We start from the raw sequence: 22,081 nt of genomic DNA, 5'->3' as shown, positions 1-22,081 counted from the left end.
CCCCCATTCTCCCGTGAGGGAGCGGTGGGAAAGTTGGCGGGGAATGGGCTCGCGCCAACTGCCCCGAGGGACGGTGGAAGGGGATTGCTCACCCAGGCGTCATCGCGCGACGGGTGCCGTCCGGAACACGTCAGCCCCAGGGCCCGGAGGGCACCCTCGACTTCTCGCGCTCGACGCCCGTGGGCTCAGTGCGCGGCGGGAGGCGACGGCGATGTCAGCGCATCCGCGCGCTGGAGGTCCCTGAGCAGCTCCGCCTTGCGGGCATCTCGCTGGGCCGCGGAGGTGAAGGCGATGCCCTCCATCGACTCGCGCGCGCCGATGGCCACCCGCGCCAACCCGTCGCGGGAGATGAGGCCCAGCGCGAAGGCCTCCACCGCGGCGCCCACGTAGGTGTCGAAGAAGTGGATGCGCTTCTCTCGCCAGGCGCGGCGGGTCGTCTCTGGCGTATCCACCACGTCATGGATGAACACGGCGTGGACGGCCTGCGGGGCGGCGGTGAGCATCTTGTCGCCGAACTCCACGTCGCCCTGGCCGCTGTCGCCGACGAAGACGAAGCCGTACTCCGGGAACACGCGCACGTAGCGCTGGAAGTTGTCGAACTTCTTCGCGGCGATGCGGGAGTTGCCCAGCAGGTGGGTGAGGCTGCCGGAGAGCACGGCATGCGCGGGGACGCCGTGCTTCTTCAAGGTGTCGAACGTCATGTTCTCCACCGCGCCCAGCGGGTCCATGGGGCGCGCGGTGACGAACGTGAGGTCGCCCTCGCGGCCGGGGATGATGCCGGGCCCGCGGTCCAGCTCCGCGTAGAAGGCGAGCACACCCGGGTACACCGTCTTGGACGGGTAGCGCGTGTCCTTGAGGTTGGCGAAGAAGGTGTCGTCGATGTCGCTGAGGACCTTGTTCTCTCCGCTGGGCGCTGCCTCTCCCTCGCGGAGGATGTGCGCGAGAATCTCTTCCCGCAGCGCCGGGTCGTCCACGTCGTCGAAGAGGAGCTTCTCCAGGTCCTGGTGGTTGTTGCCCGCGTCGAGGAGGTTCTTGAAGGCGGTCAGCTCGCGGCCCTTCACGCTCAGGAACATGTCGCGCAGGGCCCGCTCGGCGGTGGCCGGAGTCCCTCCTCGCTGGAGCGCCGTCACCAGGCTGGCGCGCACCGGCAGGGCGAGCTGCGGGGCACGCTCCCGACAGAGCATCGTCAAGAGGGCGGTGTGGTGGTCTGGCCCGAAGATGCGGTCGTCCATGTCCCCGAGCAGGGACTCGAGGTCGACATTGGCCAGGAGGTAGTTCAGCTCGGAGGCGGTGGCGTCCCGCAGGAGGTCCAGGATGCGGCGCTCCTCGCTGGTGTCGGTGTGGCCGGCCATGAGCGTGCGCAGCGTCTCCAGCTTCTTCGTCGCGGCGTGCGGATCCATGTTGCTCCCCCCATCCCGGCGCGGGGCCGGACTTGGACGTCCGAGCCTACGCGGGGTGCGGTCCGCCGTGGTAGAGGAGAGGCATGTCGACTGTCGCGGGTCCGCTGGAGCTTCGTCCGGACGAAGTCCACGTATGGATTGTCGAGCCCGAGCGCATCCTGGAACCGAAGCTCCTGGATGCCTACTGGGGGCTCCTGGACGCGGATGAGCGCGCGAAGCAGAAGCGCTTCCGCTTCGAGCGTCACCAGAAGCAATACCTGGTGAGTCACGCGCTGGTGCGGCTGACGCTGTCGCGCTACGCGCCGGTGGCGCCCTCGGCGTGGAGCTTCTCGACCAACGCCTACGGGAGGCCGGAGGTGAAGGGCGAGTGGGGCGCGCACCTGCGCTTCAACCTGTCGCACACCGACGGCATGGCGCTGGTGGCGGTGGGCCTGGACGCGGAGCTGGGCGCGGACGTGGAGGACGCGGAGCGACACGGCGAGACGGTGGAGATCGCCGACCACTTCTTCGCGAAGCCAGAGGTCGCCGCGCTCCGGGCCCTGCCCGCGGCCGAGCAGCGCGCGCGCTTCTTCGAGTACTGGACGCTCAAGGAGTCCTACATCAAGGCGCGCGGCGCGGGCCTGTCCCTGCCGTTGGACCAGTTCGCCTTCCACCTGGAGGCCGGCAAGGAGCCGCGCATCTCCTTCGATGCGCGGATGGTGGACACGCCGGAGACGTGGCGCTTCATGCAACTGCGCCCGTCCACGAGGCACCAGGCCGCCGTGGCCATGCGGGGGGCCCGGGACAGGCCCTTCCGCGTGAGCTGGCGGTTCACCGTGCCGCTGGAGTCGGACGGGCCTCCTCGCGTCGAGGAGGCCTGAGCCTCGGGTCCCAGCTCAGGCTGGCCAGGCCCAGGCCCCGGGCGAAGGCTCAGTACGGCTTCTTCCGGGTGTAGTTCTCGCCCAGGCGACAGACGCTCTCGAACATCGCGTGAGTCTTGCGCTGGGTGAGGATGACGATGGCCCGCTCCTGCTCCGTCAAGGGCCGGCCCTCGGCCTTGGCCGTCGCTTCGATGGTGTCCAGGAGCCCGTAGCGCGCGAAGACCTCGTTGTCGCCGGTGAAGGTCTCCCGGCGCATGGCCTCGGTCTGCTGGATGAACTCGTCCTCGCTCACTTTCTCGGAGTCGTCTGACCACAGACACTTGTGCATGTAGTCCACCCCGAGGATGAACAGGCCCGTGGCCCAGTCCAGCTTGAGGACCTCCAGGCCGCCGTTCTCGAGCGGTACCCACTTCACGGTGCGGCAGCCGACGATGTAGTCCTGCGTCGAGCCGTACCGCGTCTCCGAATCCGTTATGTCACCCCTCGTCGGGTTCCAGCCTCTCGTGTCGGGGCGGCGGGGAGATCGTTCCCGCCCACCGCGCATCGAGACGCTCGCGCAGAGGATGCAGGCGCTCTGGCTGGAACTGTCCGCGCGGGCGAGCTGCCGCTCCGCGGCGCGGCCACCCCGGGCTCGTTGGTGAACCCGATGTCGAACTCATTGAGCACGGGCACCGGTTTGCCGTCAAGCATGGCGGGCTCGTAGCTCCACGTCGTCAGCGTGCGGATGACGCCGTCCCCCAGGCCCGACAGCCCTTGGAGCGACTTGCAGTGGGTGACGTTGCCCTCGGCGGTGATGGCGCAGCGGGTGACGATGGCGCCCTTGAGGACGGCGGAGATGCGCGAGCGCAGGTTCTGGGGCAAATCCGCGGAGTGGAACCGGCACCCGGACACGAAGCGGGGCGATGGCCATGGCTCTCTGGCTGCATCAATCAGGGACAGCCCCCGAGGGTCCCCGCGTTCGGTTTGGACCGGTGGATTGAGTTATCCAGGGACTCTGTCGCCAATGGACTCTGTCGAGGGAGGCAGGGTTGTATGGCGACTTCAGAATGGTTGTTGGGGCAGGTTCGAAAGCAAGGGTTGAGTTTACGGGGTTTCGTGTGGTCTTGATTGAGTGGTTTCGTTGGATGTGGGAGTGGATAGGGATTTTCTGGTTCGGCGAATTGCGAATTTCGGGGAGCCTATTGGCGTGCCGTCGTAGCGTCTCAGTTCGTTGATGAACTGCTCCTGCGGCAGGGAAGACGCAGCTTGCCAGGTCACATCGAGGAGGTGAGTGTGAGTGTTTATCGGATGTGTCTCGAAGCAGGTCTGTTCCAAGGGCATCCGGCAGTTGCGTGGTCTCGTCATGTTTCGATGGACTTGGTGGAGGTTTTGAGAAAGTGAGTGGTGCTGATGTGGCGCTTGATTTCCGATGAGGGTTTGGTCGATGCGTTGCGTGGAGAGTATCGGCCAGGAGAGGCGCCTTATGCGCTCATTGAGTTGGCTGAGAGGCTGGGAGGTTTGAGCTTGTCGGCGGATATGTATGTTGTGACAACGCACGGAGGAATGAGGTTGACGACGAATTCAGGTGTCGGAAATGGTTCGAGGGGGGATGAAATTGGAGTGGATCGTCGCGGTGAACGATACGTTGTTTCATATTACGAGGATGGTGGGTGTCGTGCGATCTCTGGTAGAGACTGCCCGGCAAGGGAGTTGTCGGATGTTGTTGAATTGTTTTTATTGCGAATGTTGATTCGGTATGGTGCATTCCTCTGAATGCGTGCGGGATGTCGACGGGGTGACTCGTGTTGGGCGGAATTGTGTTCTTGCGTGGGTGTTTTGGCCTTGGCGGCCAGCGCTCAATTACCCGTGGAGATGGGGCCTATCCCGTTGCCTCGTTGTTCCCTGGCTCCACCGGCGTCGAGGTTGGCTTCGACATCGAGCATCAGGTGTCGCAGGTCCTTGTCTCCGGAGTGCCCCATTCCCTAAGGGCGGTGCGCTGAATGTCACCACGATTCCCGTTGCCACTGATTCGATTCTGGGCGCCGAGTTCACCATCACTTATCGTGCCAAGGCCAGCCCCCCAGAATGCTGTTCAGAGAATGGATTTCCCAGGGGCAGAGCATCCAATTGCGCTCATGTGAAGTTGGAGCCTGTGATGCAGGGATCGCCCAGCGACTTGCGACGCTCTCTGGGCGAACAGATCTCGCTCCAGTTCATGGTTTGTAGGTATGTTCGGACTGCAGGTTGTAGATCGGTGTGGACGCGCGGAAGTTTGACTCGGTAGTTGGGGACATGAAGAATCTTCCCAGGAGGTGTGTCTTGACCGGCGAGCATGCGTTGCTGATCACGTGCAGGGATCCTCGCGAACAACATACTCAAAAGGAATATAGGCTTCGACTGATCCCCATGCAGACTGGATGCCCAGATGAGACTCAAATAGTGAAGTATCTGCGAGGGGGAAGGGTTGTTGTGCTGGCGCCTGGTGTCTTGCGTGACGTGCTTGGGGATGGTGATGTGATTATTGGCTCACCGAGCCTCTTGACGGATGGTGTGTGGACTTGGCCCGGAGAGCTTGCTTATTATGTGGAGCGCTATCATGTGCGTCTCCCTGGTGAGATGATTGAGTATGTGCGGTGTGTGAATTGAAGGGTCTCCGGAAGGTGAGGTTCGTGAGGCGGGGTTGGGGCGCCGGAAGCTGGTGGTATTGAGTCCCCAGGCGGAGGCAGAGGTGCAGGGGGCGGCTGTTGTTCCGAACGAGGGCTGAGGTCGAATGTTCATGGAGCTTGAACAAATCAAGGACCGGATGCTTGTCGGGAAGCACAAGTCATTTACGGTCTGTGTCGACGAGGTAGTTGATTTTCCTGGTTATGTCAGGGCAGTCAGACTTCTTCCGGTGTCGCGCGTTTCTATTCAGTGTGAGCAGTTCGGGCGTGATGAGGGAGGAGTATATTATTGGGGCGATTATCCCTCGCTGGAGGATGCGGTGGCTGCTATTGAGGTGTATCTGGGGTCGCCGCGTTCGGTTTGGACAGGTGGATTGAGTTATCCAGGGACTCTGGCGTCAATGGACTCTGTCGAAGGAGGTGGGCGGCTTGCCAATGCAATCGCAAATGGAGGTGTGCCGTTGCCGCTTGGGGTTGTATGGCGACTTCAGAGTGGTTATTGGAGCAGGTTCGAAAGTAAGGGTTGAGTTTGTGGGGCTTCGTGTGGTCTCGGGTGAATGGTTGTGCTCACGCTGAACGTCGCGGCAGATGACGCGCCTCCGATGGTGGCTTTCCCAGCTCTTCCGAGAGCAGCAAGGTCTTCGCCGGTGCCGGCTGCGGCATGGACAGGATATCGTGGTGGTGGCGACCGACAACGTCCGGGCCCAGCACGCTCAACCTGCGCGACCCCACGACCTCGCAGGGCTCCGGAGTTGCTGGTGGATTCGGAGCCCCGTGTCCGACATGCAGGAAGGGCTTTACCGGGTCTTCAAGTGGACGCTGGACGTGCCCGCTGCATATGCGGATAAATTGCTGAATAGAGGCGGCCATCCGCGCAGCTCCTTCGATGCGCGGATGGCGGACACGCCGGAGACGTGGCGCTTCATGCAACTGCGTCCCTTGGCGCGCCGCCCCGCTTCGACGAGGAAGCCTGAGCCTCAGGCTGGCGTGGTCATCCAGCGCGTGAGGTCCTCGCGGAGGGCGGCGAGAATGGCCTCCTGCTGCTTGCGCAGGAAGAAGTGGCCGCCCTCGAAGTGACGGATGCGGAAGTCGGGGTTGCGCGTCTCCTCGCGCCACGTCTCCAGGCGCGCGAGCGACACGTGCTTGTCCTCGGTGCCGCCCATGACGGAGATGGGCACGTCGAGCTTCACGGGCACCGGGCCGTTCTCCCACCACGCTAGCGCGAAGTCCGCGCGCAGGGTGGGCACCAGCAGCTCCAGCAGCTCGCGGTGCTGGAGAATCTCCTCTGGCGTGCCGTCGTAGCGCCGCAGCTCGTTGATGAACTGCTCCTGCGGCAGGTGGTGGATGGGCTTGCGGTCCGACTCGCGAGGCGCGCCGGACGCGGCCAGCACGAGGCCCCGGGGCAGCGGCCCGTTGCGCGCCTGCAGGCGGCGGGTCAGCTCCAGGGAGATGCGCGAGCCCATGCTGTAGCCGAAGAAGGCGAACGGCTTGTCCAGCAGCGGAGCGAGCACCGGCAGCAGCGCGTCCATCAGCGTGGGCAGGCTGTCGAAGGGCTTCTCCATCAACCTCCGCTCACGGCCGGGGAGCTGCACCGCGCACAGCTCCACGCCCGGCGGCAGGCCTCCCTGCCAGGCGCTGTAGATGGAGGCACTTCCTCCCGCGAAGGGCAGGCAGAACAGCCGCAGGCGCGGGTCCGGCAGCGCCTTCCGGGAAGGAAACCAACGTTCGGGGGAGTTCGGGTTCGAGGTGGGAGCACTGGGCATGGCGGTATGGTTCTGTCGCACAGCCGAGGAAAACGGGTCAAGGCCCCAGCGCTTCGAGCAGGTTGAAGACTTCCACCCACCATGCAGGGATGACTGTCAGTGCTTGGTATTCGTGGATGAGTGGGCTGGCGGGGCTCCTGTCGAGGCGTGCTAGCGTTTTGGGGTGAGCTACGAGCTGTCGCACCTGGACGCCCTGGAGGCGGAGTCGGTCTTCATCATCCGGGAGGTGGTCGCCGAGCTGGACAGCCCGGTGCTGCTGTTCTCCGGAGGCAAGGACTCCGCGGTGATGCTGCACCTGGCGGTGAAGGCCTTCGCGCCCGCGCCGCTGCCCTTCCCGTTGATGCACGTGGACACGGGGCACAACTTCCCGGAGGTGCTCCAGTACCGCGATGAGCGAGTGGCGGAGCTGGGCGCGCGGCTGCACGTGGCGTCCGTGCAGGAGGCCATCGACCAAGGTCGGGTTGCGGAGGAGAAGGGCCCGCGCGCCTCGCGCAACCGCGCGCAGACGGTGCCGCTGCTGGAGGCGATTGAGAAGCACCGCTTCAACGCCGTCTTCGGTGGGGCGCGCCGCGACGAGGAGAAGGCGCGCGCGAAGGAGCGGGTGTTCTCGTTCCGCGACGAGTTCGGCCAGTGGGATCCGAAGAACCAGCGCCCGGAGCTGTGGAACCTCTACAACGGCCGTCACCGCCGGGGGGAGCACCTGCGCGTCTTCCCGCTGTCGAACTGGACGGAGCTGGACGTGTGGCAGTACATCGCGCGGGAAGGCGTGGCGTTGCCCTCCATCTACTTCAGCCACAGGCGCGAGGTGTTCCGTCGGGACGGCATGCTGATGGCGTGGTCTCCCTACCTGCCGCTGTTGCCGGGCGAGGAGGTCACCACGGCGTCGGTGCGCTTCCGCACGGTGGGCGACATGACGTGCACCGCCTGCGTGGAGTCCGGCGCCGTCACGGTGTCGGAGGTCATCACCGAGATTGTCGCCTCGCGAGTCACCGAGCGGGGCGCGAGCCGCGCGGACGACAAGTTCAGCGAGACGGCGATGGAAGACCGCAAGCGCGAGGGGTACTTCTAGTGGAACTGCTTCGTTTCGCGACCGCGGGCTCTGTCGACGACGGGAAGAGCACGCTCATTGGCAGGTTGCTGCATGACACCCGCTCGATTCTGGAGGACCAGCTCGCCGCGGTGGAGCGCACCAGCCGCGCGCGAGGGGACGAGTACGTCAACCTGGCGCTCCTCCTGGACGGCCTGAAGGCCGAGCGCGAGCAGGGCATCACCATTGACGTGGCGTACCGGTACTTCGCCACGGCGCAGCGCAAGTTCATCATCGCGGACACGCCGGGGCACCTCCAGTACACGCGCAACATGGTGACGGGCGCGTCCACGGCGGACCTGGCGCTCATCCTGGTGGACGCGCGCAAGGGCGTGCTGGAGCAGACGCGGCGCCATGCGTTCCTGGCCTCGCTGCTGCGCGTGCCGCACCTGGTGCTGTGCGTGAACAAGATGGACCTGGTGGGCTTCGACGTGGCCGTCTTCGAGCGCATCCGCGAGGAGTTCCGCCAGTTCTCCATGAAGCTCGACGTGGCGGACCTGTCGTTCATCCCCATCTCCGCGCTGGGCGGGGACAACGTGGTGACGCGCTCGGAGCGGATGCCCTGGTACCAGGGGTCCACGCTGTTGCACCACCTGGAGAACGTGCACATCGCCTCGGACCGCAACCTCATCCACGTGCGCTTCCCCGTGCAAAGTGTCATCCGGCCCATGTCGTCGAAGCTCCCGGACTACCGCGCGTACGCGGGGCAGGTGTTGGGCGGCGTGCTGCGGCCGGGTGACGAGGTCATGGCGCTCCCCTCCGGCTTCACCACGCGCATCCGCGAACTGGACCTGGCGGGGCGGCCGGTGGCGCAGGCGTTCCCGCCCATGTCGGTGAATGTCTCGCTGGCGGACGAGCTGGATATCAGCCGGGGCGACATGTTGTGCCGGCCGGGCAATCCGCCCCTGGTGGGGCAGGATCTGGATGCCATGGTGTGCTGGCTGGCGGAGGGGGTGTCACTCCTGCCGGGGGCCCGGTTCGCGCTCAAGCACACCACGCGCTCGGCGCGGGCCCAGGTGAAGCAGCTCCACTACCGGCTGGACGTCAACACGCTGAGCCGGGACGAGACGAGTCCCCGGCTCGGGCTCAACGAGATTGGCCGGGTGACGTTGCGCACCACGGTGCCGCTCTTCTTCGACGAGTACCGCCGCAACCGCCACACGGGCAGCTTCATCCTCATTGACGAAGCCACGAACGCGACGGTGGGGGCCGGGATGATCAACGGCCCCGCTGTCTGAGGTGCGCATGAATCGGCAAGGCTCCGGGTTCATCCTCTGGCTGACGGGCATGTCGGGCGCGGGCAAGAGCACGCTCTCGCGGGCGCTGCGCTCGAAGCTGGAGCCGCTGCGTCCGGTGGAGGTGATGGACGGTGACGAGGTGCGCACCTGGCTGACGCGCGGCCTGGGCTTCACGCGCGAGGACCGCGAGGAGAACGTCCGGAGAATCGGCCACGTGGCGCGGCTGTTGGCCCGGCACGGCGTGGGCGTCATCGTCGCCGCGATTTCGCCCTACCGGAGCTCCCGGGCGGAGGTGCGCGGGCTGGCCGAGGAGGTGGGGCTGCCCTTCGTGGAGGTCTACATCGAGGCGCCGCTGGACGCGCTCATCGCTCGCGACGTGAAGGGGCTCTACAAGAAGGCGCTGGCGGGGGAGCTGCCACACTTCACCGGCGTGTCGGACCCGTACGAGGCCCCCGAGGCCCCCGAAGTCACGGTGCGCTCGGACTCGGAGGCGGTGGAGGTGGGGCTGGAGCGCGTGCTGGCCGCGCTCCAGGCCCGGGGCCTCGTGGCGCCGCGCGCCGCCTAGAGCACCCGCTCCATGCGCACGTAGGGCCGCTCGGCATGCATGCCCTTGGAGCGGCAGTGCTCGATGAACTTGTTCGACTCGATGAGCTGCGGAGTCGTCTCGTTGTAGACGAGGATCATCACGTGGCGCAGCCACGGCTCCTGGCCCATGGCGTAGACGTAGACCTCCTTGGGCGTCAGGTGGTTCGTTATCTCCATGGCGCGGTTGCAGTCGGAGCCGTTGAGGCGCCGCGCCTGGTCCATCTTCCGAGGCAGCGGGTTGGACAGCAGCGGTCCGTACATCCAGCTCATCGGGCCGCCCTCGCACTCCATGCCGAGGAACAGGATGTCGATGGAGCCGATGATGTCGCGCAGGTGCTGATACATGCGCGGCTCAATCGCGTTGGAGTCCGCCGCCATCAGGATGGACTTGCCACCCACGCGCACCAGGTGGGCCGTCTTGGCCTGGATGGCCAGGTCACTGTGCTCGCCGAGGAAGGGCAGGCCGGTGATGGAGCCGCCGGGGATGGCGATCTCCTGGAGGTCGTCGATCTCCACCACGTTCTTGAAGCCCGTGTGGTGGAGCATCAGCCGCAGGGACGGGTCCGCCAGCGAGTTGCCGTTGTTGCGCGGGACGATGATGGTGCCCACGCGGTGACGCAGCTGGAGCAGCGTCTCCATCATCAGGTGGTCGGCGTGGCCGTGGGTGAGGACGACGTAGTCCACGTGGTCGGGCAGGTCCGCGTGCGTGTAGCGCGGCAGGTCCGTGGGGAACTCGTAGCTGATGACGGGGTCGGTGAGGATGCTGACCTCCTTCGTCTCCAGCAGCACGCAGGCGTGGCCGAAGTAGCGCACCCGCACGCCCTCGCCGTCATAGCGAGGCGCCTTGCGAGGCACGACGTCGGTGAACAGGTCGGCGAACGCGGCGGCGGCGGTGGACGGCACGCCGAGCATCTCCGCCACCTGGCCCGGTGAGCCCGGGGTGTGGCGCATGCGGAACAGCGCGTCCAGGCCCTCGTGGCGGTAGGGGACCTTGAGGTGGACGGGCATGTCCTCCTCGAGGCGCGGCGTGCTGAAGATGTACGGGCGCCAGTCGCCGTCCACCTGCATCAGCGTCACGCTCTGCGAGGACTCTTGATAGAAGCGGCTCTTGTACAGGAGCGGCTCGATGAAGCGCGCGCTGGCGCGGTTGCTGAGGTCATACGTGAGCTCCACGTAGCCGCGCAGCAGGTCCGGGACCTTGGGGTAGAGGGCCTCCAGGGAGCCGCCGTTGTTCGGAGCCATCAGCTGCTCCAGCTCGGCCACCGCCTTGGTGTACGCGAGCATGTGCGCCTGTTCCTTCTGGTTCCGCTCCAGCAGCTCCTTCACCTTGCCCGCGCGCGCGGTGGGGTGGTTGATGAACGGGCCACCCATCAACATCGGGTTCTTCAGCGCGGCCACGTGCACGTCGGGGTTGGCGACGAAGGACTGCATCAGCTTCTGGTGCAGGTTCGTCACGAACAGCGGCGCGGTGGCGGGAGACAGCAGGTACCACCAGGCGTACCACTGGTTGTACAGTGGCTCGAGCGCCACGTTGGGCTTGAGGTACATCGGTCGGTCCAGCATCGGGTTCTCCAGGCGAGCGTCGATTATCTGGGACGACGTGGAGACAGGGAAGCCCCTGTTGACGATCGCCTGCCTGCTGGAGGCGTGGGGTAGGGCCCTCGGTCCACACGGGGAGTCTCCCCCTGTCCCGGCTTTTCACCCTCGGGGCTTTCTCCTGCGCTACGATTGCGTCGGACTTTCAAGGGTGCGCATGTTTTGCGCGTCGAATTCCGGAGGTATCTCCCCGTGACGGCCTCTTCGACCTCCTCCGAGTTGCCGCTGGCGTCCTGGGCCCGGCGCCTGGCGCCCTCGGCCATCCAGGACATGTTGCAGAAAATCACCCGGCCCGGCGTGTTCTCGCTGGCGCTGGGGCTTCCGGCCGCGGAGCTGTTTCCCACGCAGGGCATGGCGGAGGCGGCGGCGCGGGTGCTGGCGGAGCAGGTGGGGGCGTTGCAGTACTCGGCGACGCTGGAGCCGCTGCGCGAGCAGGTGGTGGCGCTGATGGCGAAGCGCGGGGTGCGGTGCTCGACGAGCCAGGTGTTCCTGACGACGGGGGCGCAGCAGGGGATGAATCTGCTGACGCGGCTCTTGCTGGAGCCGGGGCAGGCGGTGCTGCTGGAGGACCGAGTGTATTCGGGGTTCCAGCAGGTGTTGGACCCGTTCCAGGCGCGGCGGCTCACGGTGAAGCGGGATGGGCGGACGGGGTTGGACCTGGAGGGGATGGCGTCGCTGCTCAAGTCGGGGGAGCGGCCGGCGTTCCTGTACACGATGAGCGATGGGCACAATCCGCTCGGGACCAGTCTCGCGATGGCGGAGCGGGAGCGCCTGGTGGAACTGGCGCGGGAGTACCGCATGCCCATCATCGAGGATGATGCGTACGGCTTCCTGCACTACGAGGAGGGTGGGGCGCTGCCTCCGCTGCGCTCCTTGGATGCGCAGTGGGTGTACTACGTCGGGTCGTTCTCGAAGATTCTGGCGCCGGCGCTGAGGGTGGGCTGGGTGGTGGTGCCAGAGTCGATGGTGTTCCGGCTGGCGACGGTGAAGGAGTCGAGCGACATCGACACGGCGACCTTCACGCAGCGGATGGTGCTCGCGTTCCTGGAGTCGGGGAGGTTGGACGCGCATCTGGATCGGCTGCGCGGGGAGTACCGGCTGCGGCGGGATACGTTGCTGCGCGCGCTGGAGGAGCATCTGCCGGAAGGGGCTTCGTGGACGAAGCCCACGAGTGGGATGTTCGTCTGGGTGGAGCTGCCGGAGCGGTTCGACACCACGGTGTTGCTGGCTCGGGCGCTGGAGACGCAGCAGGTGGCGTTCCTGCCAGGGCAGGCTTTCGCGGTGAGCGGTGGGCGCTCGGCATCACATGGACTGCGATTGAATTTTTCGCACTGCGAGCCGGCGCGCATCGAAGAGGCTGTGCGCCGGTTGGGCACGGTGCTTCGGGCGGGTTGAGTCGGGAGCTTGTCGTCCAGCTCGGATGTCGTTCTATCCGAGCGTGTAGACCTCACTGAAGCGCCGCGTCCCGCGCTCAGCCCGCTTCGACGCGGTCGCAGTAGGCGTCGAACGTCTTCTTCCATGCCGGGCGCGCGATGCAGCGCCTCTGGAAGGCGAGCACGTTGGGATGGTCCTTGACGACACTCTCGTCGATGCCGGCGCCCAGCACGTGCGTCATCAAGAGGTCCGCGACCGTGAACGCGTCGGTCGCGATGAACTCCCTGCCCGCGAGCCAGCCGTCGAGCTGCTTCAGGCGCATCTCCCCCCACTGGTGAAGCGCGTTGCTTCCCTGGGTGCCCTTGCCCCCGTTCAGGTCGACGAACCACGCGCTCAGGAGCGGGACTTCGATTGAATTCAGCGCCGCGACGCACCAGCGCAGCACCTGCGCTTCGCCGGCGAGGTCGCGCGGCATCAGCTTGCCGCTCTTGCGGGCGAGGTAGAGCAGGATGGCGCCCGACTCGGTGACGACCACGCCATCGTCGTCGATTGCCGGAATCTGTCCGAACGGATTGAGCGCGCGATACTCGGGCGTATCCAGGTCGTGCCGCGGATGGTCCATCCCCACCACCTCGTACGGCAGGCCCATCTCCTCCAGAGCCCACAGCACGCGCAGGTCTCGGGTCCTGGTGCGGGCCATCTTGTTCACTCGTGAGAAGCCATAGACCTTGAGCATGCGCGCATCCTACTTCGCGTGCGGATGGAGCGTGTAGGTCTCGCTGGACTCCACCGCAGCTGCAGCCTCGGGTCGGTCGTCCGTCAATGCTGGCGCCAAGACCAGACTTCCCCGTCAGATGAGTCTGTTTGGCCGATTTCCATGTCTTTCTATTGAGGCGTGGTCTTCTTTTTTGTCTTGCCATTCTTCCAGGACTCAATGTGAAGCAGGCGCAACTCTGTGTGGTTCTTGTTTCCGTTTGTGTCCGTCAGGGCCCCCCCATTTCATTTGGGTTTCGATAATGTATGCTGGCGGATAATTACGCTGACCATGGACCCCACGGGGCAAAGGTCCGAGGCTGTTCGGCCCCTCCGCCATGCGCGTGATCCTTCCGACGGCGGCGCGCCAACACGGGTGCCGACGGCGGGAGTTCCCCTGAACGCTGTGTGGAGTCAACTCAATGCCCAAGCCGTGGCCTCGGTGGCCTCTGCTCCTCGCCAGTCTTTTCTCGGCGAGCTCTTCCCTCGCGGCTGAGAAACTCACCCCTGTTTCTCTCCCCACGCTGACTCAACTCCAGGTCCGGGAGCCAGCCCGTGTGGCGGAATCCCTGGCAAACCTCAAGACGCAAAGCCTCAAACTCGGGCTGGGTTCGCGGGACGGCTTCCAGCTGTCCAGCTCCAGCACGGATTCCTTTGGTCAGACGCACGCGCGTTTCGCGCAGTCATACCAGGGCGTACCCGTATGGGGCGCCGTGGCCATCACCCACCAGGGACTGTCCGCGGGGGACATCCGCATCACCAGTGACGGCCTGCGCAAGGGCATCCGCCTGGACGTGACGCCCACGCTGGACGCGAAGTCAGCGGTGGCGAAGGCCACCCAGGAACTGGCGCCCAAGGGCGAGTTCGGCATCGCGCCGAAGAGCGAGCTCATCGTCTACCCCCAGACGCGGCTCGTGAACCGCTACCCCGGCAAGCCCGTCGCGAAGCAGAACGCGGCGGACTTCGACACGCAGGTCGTTGCCTACCGGCTCGCGTACCACGTGCACACCGAGCTGGAGAACGCGAAGGACGGCGTCAAGCACACGGACTTCATCATCGACGCGCACTCGGGCGACGTGCTGAAGAAGTGGAACTCGCTCCAGACGGCCGCCGCCAAGGGCCTCGGCCGCTCGCAATACAGCGGTGAAGTCCCGTTGGACGTCTTCCAGAACCCCCAGGGCCTCTTCGAGCTGCGCGACGTCACGCGCGCCGGTGGCGAGGGCATCCGGACCTACGACGTCAACCACGCCGCCGTGCAGAACGGCGTCATCCCCACGCTGACCCTCTACACCGATGCCGACAACGTCTGGGGCGATGGGCAGAACTACATCGTCGGTGCCAACAACACCCTGAGCGCCAACGGTCAGACGGCCGCTGTCGACGCGCACTACGGCCTCCTGGCGACGTGGGACTTCTACAAGAAGATCTTCGGCCGCGACGGCGTGGACGGCTTCGGCTCGCCCACCTACAACCGGGTGCACGCCAGCAACCTCTACGACAACGCCTTCTGGAGTGATGGTTGCTTCTGCATGAGCTACGGCGACGGCTCGTTCCCGGCCGCCGACGGCTTCAGGTCCATGGGCGTGCTCGACGTGACGGGCCACGAGATGACCCACGGCGTCACATCGACCACGGCCGGCCTCATCTACGAGGGCGAGTCCGGGGGCCTCAACGAGGCCAACTCGGACATCTTCGGCACCCTGGCGGAGTTCTGGGTGGCCAATGGCCGCGGCAGCACCATTGGTGACACCGGCGGCAACTGGCTCATGGCCGAGCAACTCAGCGACGCCCCGCTGCGCGTCATGTTCCGCCCGTCGCTGGACCGCGCGAGCGTGGATGCCTGGTACCCCGGTCTCGGCAACCTCGACGTGCACTTCAGCAGCGGCCCGATGAACCGTGCCTTCTACTTCCTGTCCCAGGGCTCGCAGCCGCTGTCCGTCGGCACCGACTACTCAAGCACCTACCTGCCTTCGGGCATGAGGGGCATCGGCAACGACAAGGCGGCGGCCATCTGGTACCGCGCGCTCACCGTCTACCTGTTCCCGTCGTCCAACTACATGTCGGCCCGCACCAGCAGCCTCCAGGCCGCAGCCGACCTCTTCGGCTCCCAGTCCAACGAGTACCGCGCGGTGCAGAACGCCTTCGCGGCCATCAACGTGGGCTACACCGCCGGGACGTACGACGACCGCACGTCTCCCACCGTCGTCGCGAGCGTCTCTGGCAGCGCGCCCGTGCTTCAACTGCATGCGCAGGCTGACGACAACGTCGGCGTGGCCCGCGTGGAGTTCTTCGTCGACGGCGCGCTGGCGGGGAACGTCTCCATCCAGCCGTACCAGAGCCCGCTGGACGCGACCCCGCTGTCCAACGGCGCGCACCAACTGGTGGCGGTGGCGTACGACGCGGCCGGCAACTCCACCGCGTCCGCTCCGGCGAGCTTCACCGTCACCAACAGCTTCGAGCAGCTCCTGAGCGACCCGGGCTTCGAACTGGCCGGCCAGGGCTGGATGGCGGACCCGCCGGAGAACATCAACTTCCCGGTCTCTTCTGGCACGCACTCCGGTCAGGGCTACGTGTGGCTCAACGGCTGGGGCACGACGCACGTCGACCGGCTGTGGCAGGACGTCACCATTCCCGCCGGCGCCACCCGGGCCTCGCTGACCTTCTTCCTCAACCTCATCACCGCCGAGACGACGACCACCGCCGTCCGCGACACGCTGACACTGCAGGTGCGCGACACCTCCGGCACGGTGCTGGGGACGGTGGCGACGTGGTCCAACCTGGACGCGACGCTGGGCTGGGTGCAGCAGAGCGTGGACCTGACGGCCTACGCGGGCCAGACGGTGCGCATCTTCGTGGAGGGCAACGAGAACGCCTCCGCCGCAACCAGCTTCCAGTTGGATGACTTCGCGCTGCGCGTCATGAGCGCGGCGGATGCCGAGGCGCCCCGGGTGAGGGCCAGCGTGCTCTTCTCCGGCGCGCGCGTGGGCTACCTCGCGGAGGTGTCAGACAACGGCTTCGTCAACGCGGTGGAGTTCCTCGTCGACGGCGTGTCCCTCGGCAACTCGGTCAAGTCGTTCTCCCGAGTCGTCAACCTCTCCACCTTGACAGCGGGCGCGCACACACTCATCGCCCGGGCCACGGACGCGGGCGGCAACGTGGGGGACTCTCCCGCGGTGACGTTCTATGTGGACACCACCGCCACCCAGCGCGTGCTCAATCCCAGCTTCGAGGCCTCCGGGAGCTGGACGACTGCGACAACCTTGTCGGGCTCGACGGGCATCCTCAGCGGCGCGTCCTTCGCGCACACGGGCAACCGCCTGTACATCTTCTATACCAACGCGGGCCCAGCCCGGCACTCCGTTCGCCAGTCCGTGGCCATTCCGGCGACCGCGACCTCGGCCATCTTCAGCTTCTGGCTGCGCATCTACAACAATGCGTTCACCGACGCCGTGGCCCACCACACCTTCAGTGCGAAGGTTCGGGATGCCGCCGGCACCGAGCTGGCGACGCTGCGGACGCTCTCCAACGTGGATGACACCAACGCGGAGTACATCCAGCACCGCTTCGACCTGACCGCGTACAAGGGTCAGACGGTGCAGTTGTTCTTCGACGCGGACCAGACGGAGGTCCCACGGGATCCGAGCAAAGTCACCCAGTTCTTCCTGGACGACGTCAACCTGGTCACCTCGACCCAGGCGGACATCCAGAGCCCCACGCTCTCCGCATCGGTCGAGGGCAGCTACGGGACGGTGCAGCTGCGGGCCTCCGTGAGCGACAACGTGTGGACGCCCACCCTCGCGTTCCAGGTGGACGGCACCCCGGTGAGCTCGTTCACGAACGTCGAGGGCGTCTACGCGACGGCGTTCGACACGCGGAGCCTGTCCAACGGCTCGCACCAGTTCAAGGCGACGGCCACGGACAAGGCGGGCAACACGACGGAGCGCACGGTGACCTTCGAGGTGCGCAACTCCACCATCCAGGACCAGGGCGCGCCGCACATCACCGCCAGCGTGGAGGGCCTGTATGAGAACTACACGATGCGGGCCGAGGCCACCGACGACACGGGCGTGGCCTACGTGGAGTTCTACGTGGACGGCGCGCTGAAGGGGAGGAGCTCGTCCGAGCCGTACACGCTGCCGCTGTTCCCGATTCCACTGGCGGCGGGGGAGCACGTCCTCGAGGCGGTGGCGTACGACGCCTACGGCAACTGGTCCAAGGCGACCACGCCCTTCACGCTCCACCCCGTCTCGGTGGAGTTCTCGGTCGCGCAGCACGTGGTGCCGGTGGGGGGCTCCGTCGCCCTGCAGGCGAACGTGGCGAACGCGGTGGACACGACGGTGAGCTGGTCCGTGGCGGAGGGCCGCATCTGCGGCACCGTCAACGAGAATGGCGTCTACTCCGCGCCGCAGGTCCGTGGTCTGTGCCACGTGTCCGCGGTGAGCGTCGTGGTGCCGACGGCGAAGGCCGTGGCGGCCATCCGGGTCTACACGGGCGACATCAATGGCGACAACGTCGTGGACGGAGAGGACATGGGCCTGCTCGCGCAGGACTACGGCACCAACGGCTCCGAGGAGACGAACCTCGACGGCGCCGGCTCCGTGAATGACAGCGACATCTCCCTCTTCGTCAGCCAGTTCGGACGGTAACCCCATGAAAACGTGGATGAAGCTCATTGTTCCGCTCCTGATTGGGGCGCTGGTGGCCTGCTCCGACTCCGATTCGGGGCCGGTGACGGTGACTCCGAAGACCGTCACGGTGAAGGCCGGTGAGAAGGCGACCTTCAGCGCTTCGGTGAAGGACGCGAAGGACCCGCGTGTCCTCTGGTCGGTGGAGGGAGGCGACTCCCACGGCACCATCAGCAGCTCGGGCATCTACACCGCGCCGGCCGAGGCTGGCACGTACACCGTGGTGGCCACCAACGCGGTGGACACCTCGAAGAAGGACACGGCCACCGTCAAGGTGGAGGCGGTCCAGACTCCGACGGTCATCGTGAAGGTGACGCCGGAGGTGGTGACCATCGGGCAGGGGACCTCCACCGACCTCACGGCGGAGGTCTCCGGTTCCTCCATCACCGCGGTGCAGTGGTCCGTGGAGGGTGGCGACGAGAACGGCACTGTCAGCAGCACGGGCCGGTACACGGCGCCCAACGCGCCGGGTACGTACACCGTGACGGCCACCAGCGTGGCGGACCCGACAAAGAAGGGCTCCGCCTCCGTGACGGTGGAGCCTGTCGTCGTCGGTGAGGTGACGGTGACGGTGAGCCCCTCGTCGGGCAGCACCACCTGGGATGGCACCGTCCAGTTGACGGCCGAGGTCACCGGCACCAACAACCTCGCGGTGCAGTGGTCCGTGGAAGGTGGCGACGCGAACGGCTTCGTCAGCAGCACGGGCGTGTACCGCGCGCCGAAGAAGACGGGCACGTTCACCGTGACGGCCACCAGCGTGGCGGACCCGACGAAGAAGGGCTCCGCCTCCATCACAGTGGAGGCTGTCGTCGTCGAGGAGGTGGCGGTGACCGTCTCTCCGAAGACGGGCACGGTGGAGCAGGATGGCTCCTTCTCCCTGTCCGCGCACGTCACGGGGACGAACAACCTCGCGGTGCAGTGGGCCGTGGCGGGCGGTGACGACAACGGCACCGTGAGCAGCACGGGCGTGTACCGGGCGCCGCGCCGCGCGGGCACGTTCACCGTGACGGCCACCAGCGTGGCGGACCCGACGAGGTCCGACTCGGCCACCCTCACCGTGGACCCCATCGTCGTTCCGACGGTGGCGGTGAGTGTGACTCCGAAGACGGCGACCGTGGGGCCGGGAGCCGTGGTCAACCTCACGGCCGAAGTCACGGGCACCTCCGTCGTCGCGGTGATCTGGGCCGTCGAGGGCGGTTCGGCCAACGGCACCGTGAGCAGCACGGGCGTGTACACCGCGCCAGGCCGGCCGGGCACGTACACGGTGACTGCCACCAGCGTGGCGGATGCGTCGAAGACGGACTCCGCCGTCATCACCGTGCCCGTCGCCAGCACGGTGGCTTACGTGGACCCCACGGGTACGGGCTGGCGCCTGGTTCGCAACGCCAGCTTGTCCTCGGGCAACACGCTGGTGCTGGACCTGGTGGGCCCCACGGGCCAGTCCGGCCGCGGCGCGGACCTGACGCTGGGGTTGGATGCGGCCACCGCGTCCTGGTCCACCGTGGACGGCTCCGAGTACGTGGCCAACCGTGGCTACGAGCTCGGCGCCGCGCCCCACCTGCTCAAGTCGGGTGTGAAGGGCAGCAGGCTGAGCGTGGGCGTGTACCAGAAGGACGCTCCGGCGCACGCCTACGACGGCGCGCTGCTGTCCGTGTCGCTGACCGTGGAGGCCAACGCGGAGACGCCGGCCGGTACCGTGGTGCCGCTGAACGTCATCAAGGCGCATGCGCTGCCGGCTTCCGGCTCGCTGCAGTCCATCAACGTGGCGGTGGGTACCCTCACCACCGCTCAGTAGTCCGGAGTCCGAAGCAGTGAGAGCGGCGGCCTTCCTTGGGGAAGGCCGCCGTTTTCATTTCAGCCGGTTCGTGAAGACAGACAGCCAGGTGTCCCATGCGCGGTGACGACTGTCCCCGCATGACTGGCTCGGGAGCGCGTCACCCTTATGGGTGATGCCCTCACTCCACAGGTTCTCGTACGTTCCGCGAGCTACTTCCTGGCCCCACGGGACTGGGAGCTGAGCGCCGGAGAGACAGCATGCGCCCGTCCAGAGGGGCGCGCCATGGCTGTCCAGCCGCAGTCAGTGGACTGTCTGGGGTTTCGTACGAAGTATCGATGGAGGTCACATGTTCCCGCAATCGCGCTTGATTCGTTTCACTTCGAGGATTTCCCTGCTCGCGCTCCTGTCCACCCTGAGCGCAGTCACCTGGAGCACGCCGGCTCAGGCGCGTGCGCCCGGGGGCGTCATCGGCGTCGGGTATTACGACCGTCGAGGCCCGCCGCCGTGGGCCGAGGCGGCTTGCAAGTACACGGCGACCTACAAACCTTGTACGTGCACTCCCCCTACCGTCGCCAACTTCGATTCCGCCATGGGCTGCTCCAACGAGAGCCAGGCGTGGGCCGACAGGGACGCCGAGACCTCCTGCACCATCCTCTGTGATAGGGCCAGCAAGGACTCGCCGGGGGCTGGCAATGGCAACAACGGCGGTGTCCTGGGACGTCCGGGAGGTTCGACGGGGAGCGGCGTCTCGCTCGACGGCGCCGGCACCCTGGCGGCCCTGGAGTCGGGCGGCTATGTGGCGTTCGTCCCCTTCAGCATGGAGCCCATCGGATACTCCACGGAGAAGGAGCGGTTGGCCGGGTCACTCGTGGAAGCCACTGCGGTGCCATGGGTCGTTCTCCAGGGGCTGGGCGAATCCATCCAGTGGGAGGACCCGAAGGGCCTGGCGGCCTTCATCCAGACCTATTGGAGCGACCGCGGCACGCCCAGCCCCATCGGCCACTGCAAGCACTCCCTCCAGGTCTCCTGTCCGCTCGAGGACGTGAAGCTCGGTGACAGCCTTCAGGTCTGCTCGGGTGAGAGCGACAAGGATGTCCAGCAAATCGCCGAGACGAGCTGCGCGCCGCTGCGCTACGACGCGCTGAGCCGCTCCTGGAGGACCTGGGGTGTCTACGGCATCCATACCGAGGGCCCGTACCGTGCGCCTTCCGCGACGATCCGCGCGGTGGGCCCCCAGAAGTTCCTCGGCTACATGCCCTCCAGCGTGGAGACCGTGGGCCCCTACGAGGACTGGGCCAAGCTGGCGGAGGAACTGATGGAGCGCACGGCGGGTACCACCGTGTGGCTCGCCGGCCCGATGGAGGTCTACGCCCCCAAGGCCGAGTAGCCCACCGGCCGCGTGCGGTGGGGAGCTGGACGCATTCAGTCGACCTTCCACAGACGGAGGGCCTCCTCGGCGATGATGTCGGGGTTCTCCTCCTGGAAGAACAGCTTCCCACCCGGCACGAAGCGGATCCCCCGGGAGCCGGGGAACGTGCGGTCGAGGTAGTGCGCGTCCTCGTTCGAGAAGATGTCGTCGCCCTCACCCCAGACGATGCGGACTGGGACGCGGGCGCCAAGGAGCTTCGCCTCGATTCCCGCCAGCGGGTTGGGGAGCATCGCCTTGTGGAAGTCGTGGTACTGCGCCTGTCGCTTGGGCGAGCTCACGACGGGCGAGGCGTAGGTCTCGATGACCTCGTTGGTGAGGGTGTTGGGGTGCTGGAAGACAGCCGCGCCGAACGTCGAGCGGGCCATGGCCGGGTCGGTGAGCCACGCCGCGGTGGAGGACGCGAGCGTCCCAGCACGAGCCAGCTCAATGGCCGGCATGACCTTGGGCGGAGGGCTGTTCGGCTCGGTGTCGCAGTTCGTCAGGAGGAGGGTGCGGACCCGCTGCGGGAACTTGATCAGGAAGAGCTGGGCGACCGCGCCGCCGCTGTCACTGGCGACGATGTCGACCTGTGAGACGCCGAGCGAGTCGAGCAGGGCCGCGAGCATGTCCACCTGGGCAGTGGCGGCCAGCGACTGATGCTCGGGGACCTCCGAGTAGCCCAGTCCCATGAAGTCAGGGGCGATGCAGCGCCGGACGTCGCACAGCCGGTCGAACGCGCCGCGCCACTGGAAGCCGTTGAGGGGGGCTCCGTGGAGGAACAGGGCCGCGTCACCCGAGCCGCGCTCCACGTAGGCAATCTTTCCAAATGAGAGCGGGGCGAAGCGTCGCGCCGCCCGCCAGGCCGCCGCGTCCGTCTCCTGGGCCGCCGTGATGCCAGCCATGGTGGGGTGGG

General features: G+C 66.6%; 16 protein-coding genes. 9 read left to right on the top strand and 7 right to left on the bottom strand.

Features of this window, described 5'->3' with window-relative positions; translation table 11 throughout:
- Positions 1-185: 185 nt before the first annotated feature.
- On the bottom strand, positions 186-1,400 hold the full coding sequence (locus HUW62_RS33380; protein ID WP_163866919.1) for a phosphatase domain-containing protein: 1,215 nt from the start codon (positions 1,398-1,400) through the stop codon (positions 186-188).
- A gap of 83 nt (positions 1,401-1,483) precedes the next feature.
- Here HUW62_RS33380 and HUW62_RS33375 point away from each other — a divergent pair, with 83 nt between their 5' ends.
- Positions 1,484-2,260: a 4'-phosphopantetheinyl transferase superfamily protein gene (locus HUW62_RS33375; RefSeq protein WP_176436714.1), complete on the top strand. Its 777-nt coding sequence runs from the start codon at positions 1,484-1,486 to the stop codon at positions 2,258-2,260.
- A gap of 49 nt (positions 2,261-2,309) precedes the next feature.
- Here HUW62_RS33375 and HUW62_RS33370 read toward each other — a convergent pair whose 3' ends face one another.
- Both HUW62_RS33370 and HUW62_RS33365 read right to left on the bottom strand, forming a co-directional pair.
- On the bottom strand, positions 2,310-2,675 hold the full coding sequence (locus HUW62_RS33370) for a hypothetical protein (RefSeq protein WP_176436713.1): 366 nt from the start codon (positions 2,673-2,675) through the stop codon (positions 2,310-2,312).
- Between the two features lie 56 nt (positions 2,676-2,731).
- Positions 2,732-3,151 carry an energy transducer TonB gene (locus HUW62_RS33365; protein ID WP_368670529.1) on the bottom strand — a complete coding sequence of 140 codons (420 nt, stop codon included), beginning with the start codon at positions 3,149-3,151 and terminating at the stop codon, positions 2,732-2,734.
- Positions 3,152-5,009: 1,858 nt separating this feature from the next.
- Here HUW62_RS33365 and HUW62_RS33360 point away from each other — a divergent pair.
- Complete coding sequence (locus HUW62_RS33360) at positions 5,010-5,429, top strand: hypothetical protein (RefSeq protein ID WP_176436712.1); 420 nt, start codon at positions 5,010-5,012, stop codon at positions 5,427-5,429.
- A gap of 450 nt (positions 5,430-5,879) precedes the next feature.
- On the opposite strand, the gene HUW62_RS33355 is transcribed toward HUW62_RS33360, so the two are convergent.
- On the bottom strand, positions 5,880-6,665 hold the full coding sequence (locus HUW62_RS33355; protein WP_176436711.1) for a thioesterase II family protein: 786 nt from the start codon (positions 6,663-6,665) through the stop codon (positions 5,880-5,882).
- Between the two features lie 163 nt (positions 6,666-6,828).
- Between HUW62_RS33355 and cysD the strand changes: the two genes are divergently transcribed.
- From cysD to cysC, 3 genes are read left to right on the top strand one after another with little or no spacing between them, the layout of a single operon-like run.
- Positions 6,829-7,734, top strand: coding sequence for a sulfate adenylyltransferase subunit CysD (gene cysD, locus HUW62_RS33350; protein WP_163866922.1), 906 nt, complete (start codon positions 6,829-6,831; stop codon positions 7,732-7,734).
- A complete protein-coding gene (locus HUW62_RS33345) occupies positions 7,734-8,990 on the top strand; it encodes a GTP-binding protein (RefSeq protein WP_176436710.1) in 1,257 nt (418 codons plus the stop codon). The genes cysD and HUW62_RS33345 overlap by 1 nt, the downstream gene beginning before the upstream one ends.
- Before the next feature lie 7 nt (positions 8,991-8,997).
- Positions 8,998-9,555 carry an adenylyl-sulfate kinase gene (gene cysC, locus HUW62_RS33340; protein ID WP_163866924.1) on the top strand — a complete coding sequence of 186 codons (558 nt, stop codon included), beginning with the start codon at positions 8,998-9,000 and terminating at the stop codon, positions 9,553-9,555.
- Here cysC and HUW62_RS33335 read toward each other — a convergent pair.
- Positions 9,552-11,138 carry an MBL fold metallo-hydrolase gene (locus tag HUW62_RS33335; RefSeq protein ID WP_163866925.1) on the bottom strand — a complete coding sequence of 529 codons (1,587 nt, stop codon included), beginning with the start codon at positions 11,136-11,138 and terminating at the stop codon, positions 9,552-9,554. The two genes, cysC and HUW62_RS33335, sit on opposite strands and share 4 nt — an antisense overlap.
- Positions 11,139-11,363: 225 nt before the next feature.
- Between HUW62_RS33335 and HUW62_RS33330 the strand changes: the two genes are divergently transcribed.
- A complete protein-coding gene (locus HUW62_RS33330) occupies positions 11,364-12,566 on the top strand; it encodes a PLP-dependent aminotransferase family protein (RefSeq protein ID WP_176436709.1) in 1,203 nt (400 codons plus the stop codon).
- Positions 12,567-12,642: 76 nt separating this feature from the next.
- Here the strand turns inward: HUW62_RS33330 and HUW62_RS33325 are convergent, their stop codons facing one another.
- On the bottom strand, positions 12,643-13,281 hold the full coding sequence (locus tag HUW62_RS33325) for a glutathione S-transferase family protein (protein ID WP_163866932.1): 639 nt from the start codon (positions 13,279-13,281) through the stop codon (positions 12,643-12,645).
- A gap of 574 nt (positions 13,282-13,855) precedes the next feature.
- Between HUW62_RS33325 and HUW62_RS33320 the strand changes: the two genes are divergently transcribed.
- The 3 genes from HUW62_RS33320 to HUW62_RS33310 all read left to right on the top strand — a co-directional run bounded on the left by HUW62_RS33320 (position 13,856) and on the right by HUW62_RS33310 (position 21,147).
- Complete coding sequence (locus tag HUW62_RS33320) at positions 13,856-17,944, top strand: M4 family metallopeptidase (RefSeq protein WP_176436708.1); 4,089 nt, start codon at positions 13,856-13,858, stop codon at positions 17,942-17,944.
- A gap of 16 nt (positions 17,945-17,960) precedes the next feature.
- Positions 17,961-19,778, top strand: a complete 1,818-nt coding sequence (locus HUW62_RS33315; protein WP_176436707.1) for an Ig-like domain-containing protein — start codon at positions 17,961-17,963, stop codon at positions 19,776-19,778.
- 328 nt (positions 19,779-20,106) lie between these two features.
- Complete coding sequence (locus HUW62_RS33310) at positions 20,107-21,147, top strand: hypothetical protein (RefSeq protein WP_176436706.1); 1,041 nt, start codon at positions 20,107-20,109, stop codon at positions 21,145-21,147.
- 35 nt (positions 21,148-21,182) lie between these two features.
- Here HUW62_RS33310 and HUW62_RS33305 read toward each other — a convergent pair.
- Positions 21,183-22,081, bottom strand: an 899-nt coding sequence (locus HUW62_RS33305) for an alpha/beta fold hydrolase (RefSeq protein ID WP_176436705.1), incomplete at its 5' end; no start/stop codon positions are given.

This window comes from Myxococcus sp. AM011 (assembly GCF_013372595.1).
In the GTDB taxonomy this organism is placed as follows: Bacteria; Myxococcota; Myxococcia; order Myxococcales; family Myxococcaceae; genus Myxococcus; species Myxococcus eversor.
Note: the sequence above shows the minus strand (reverse complement) of the source record. Positions and strands in the feature narration are given on the sequence as shown.

Excerpts from the sequence above, each read along its gene's own strand:
- cysC (WP_163866924.1), top strand. The coding sequence starts at position 8,998 with ATGAATCGGCAAGGCTCCGGGTTCATCCTCTGGCTGACGGGCATGTCG.
- HUW62_RS33355 (WP_176436711.1), bottom strand. The coding sequence starts at position 6,665 with ATGCCCAGTGCTCCCACCTCGAACCCGAACTCCCCCGAACGTTGGTTT.
- HUW62_RS33380 (WP_163866919.1), bottom strand. The coding sequence starts at position 1,400 with ATGGATCCGCACGCCGCGACGAAGAAGCTGGAGACGCTGCGCACGCTC.
- HUW62_RS33310 (WP_176436706.1), top strand. The coding sequence starts at position 20,107 with ATGTTCCCGCAATCGCGCTTGATTCGTTTCACTTCGAGGATTTCCCTG.
- HUW62_RS33375 (WP_176436714.1), top strand. The coding sequence starts at position 1,484 with ATGTCGACTGTCGCGGGTCCGCTGGAGCTTCGTCCGGACGAAGTCCAC.
- HUW62_RS33325 (WP_163866932.1), bottom strand. The coding sequence starts at position 13,281 with ATGCTCAAGGTCTATGGCTTCTCACGAGTGAACAAGATGGCCCGCACC.
- HUW62_RS33315 (WP_176436707.1), top strand. The coding sequence starts at position 17,961 with ATGAAGCTCATTGTTCCGCTCCTGATTGGGGCGCTGGTGGCCTGCTCC.
- HUW62_RS33360 (WP_176436712.1), top strand. The coding sequence starts at position 5,010 with ATGTTCATGGAGCTTGAACAAATCAAGGACCGGATGCTTGTCGGGAAG.
- HUW62_RS33335 (WP_163866925.1), bottom strand. The coding sequence starts at position 11,138 with ATGCTGGACCGACCGATGTACCTCAAGCCCAACGTGGCGCTCGAGCCA.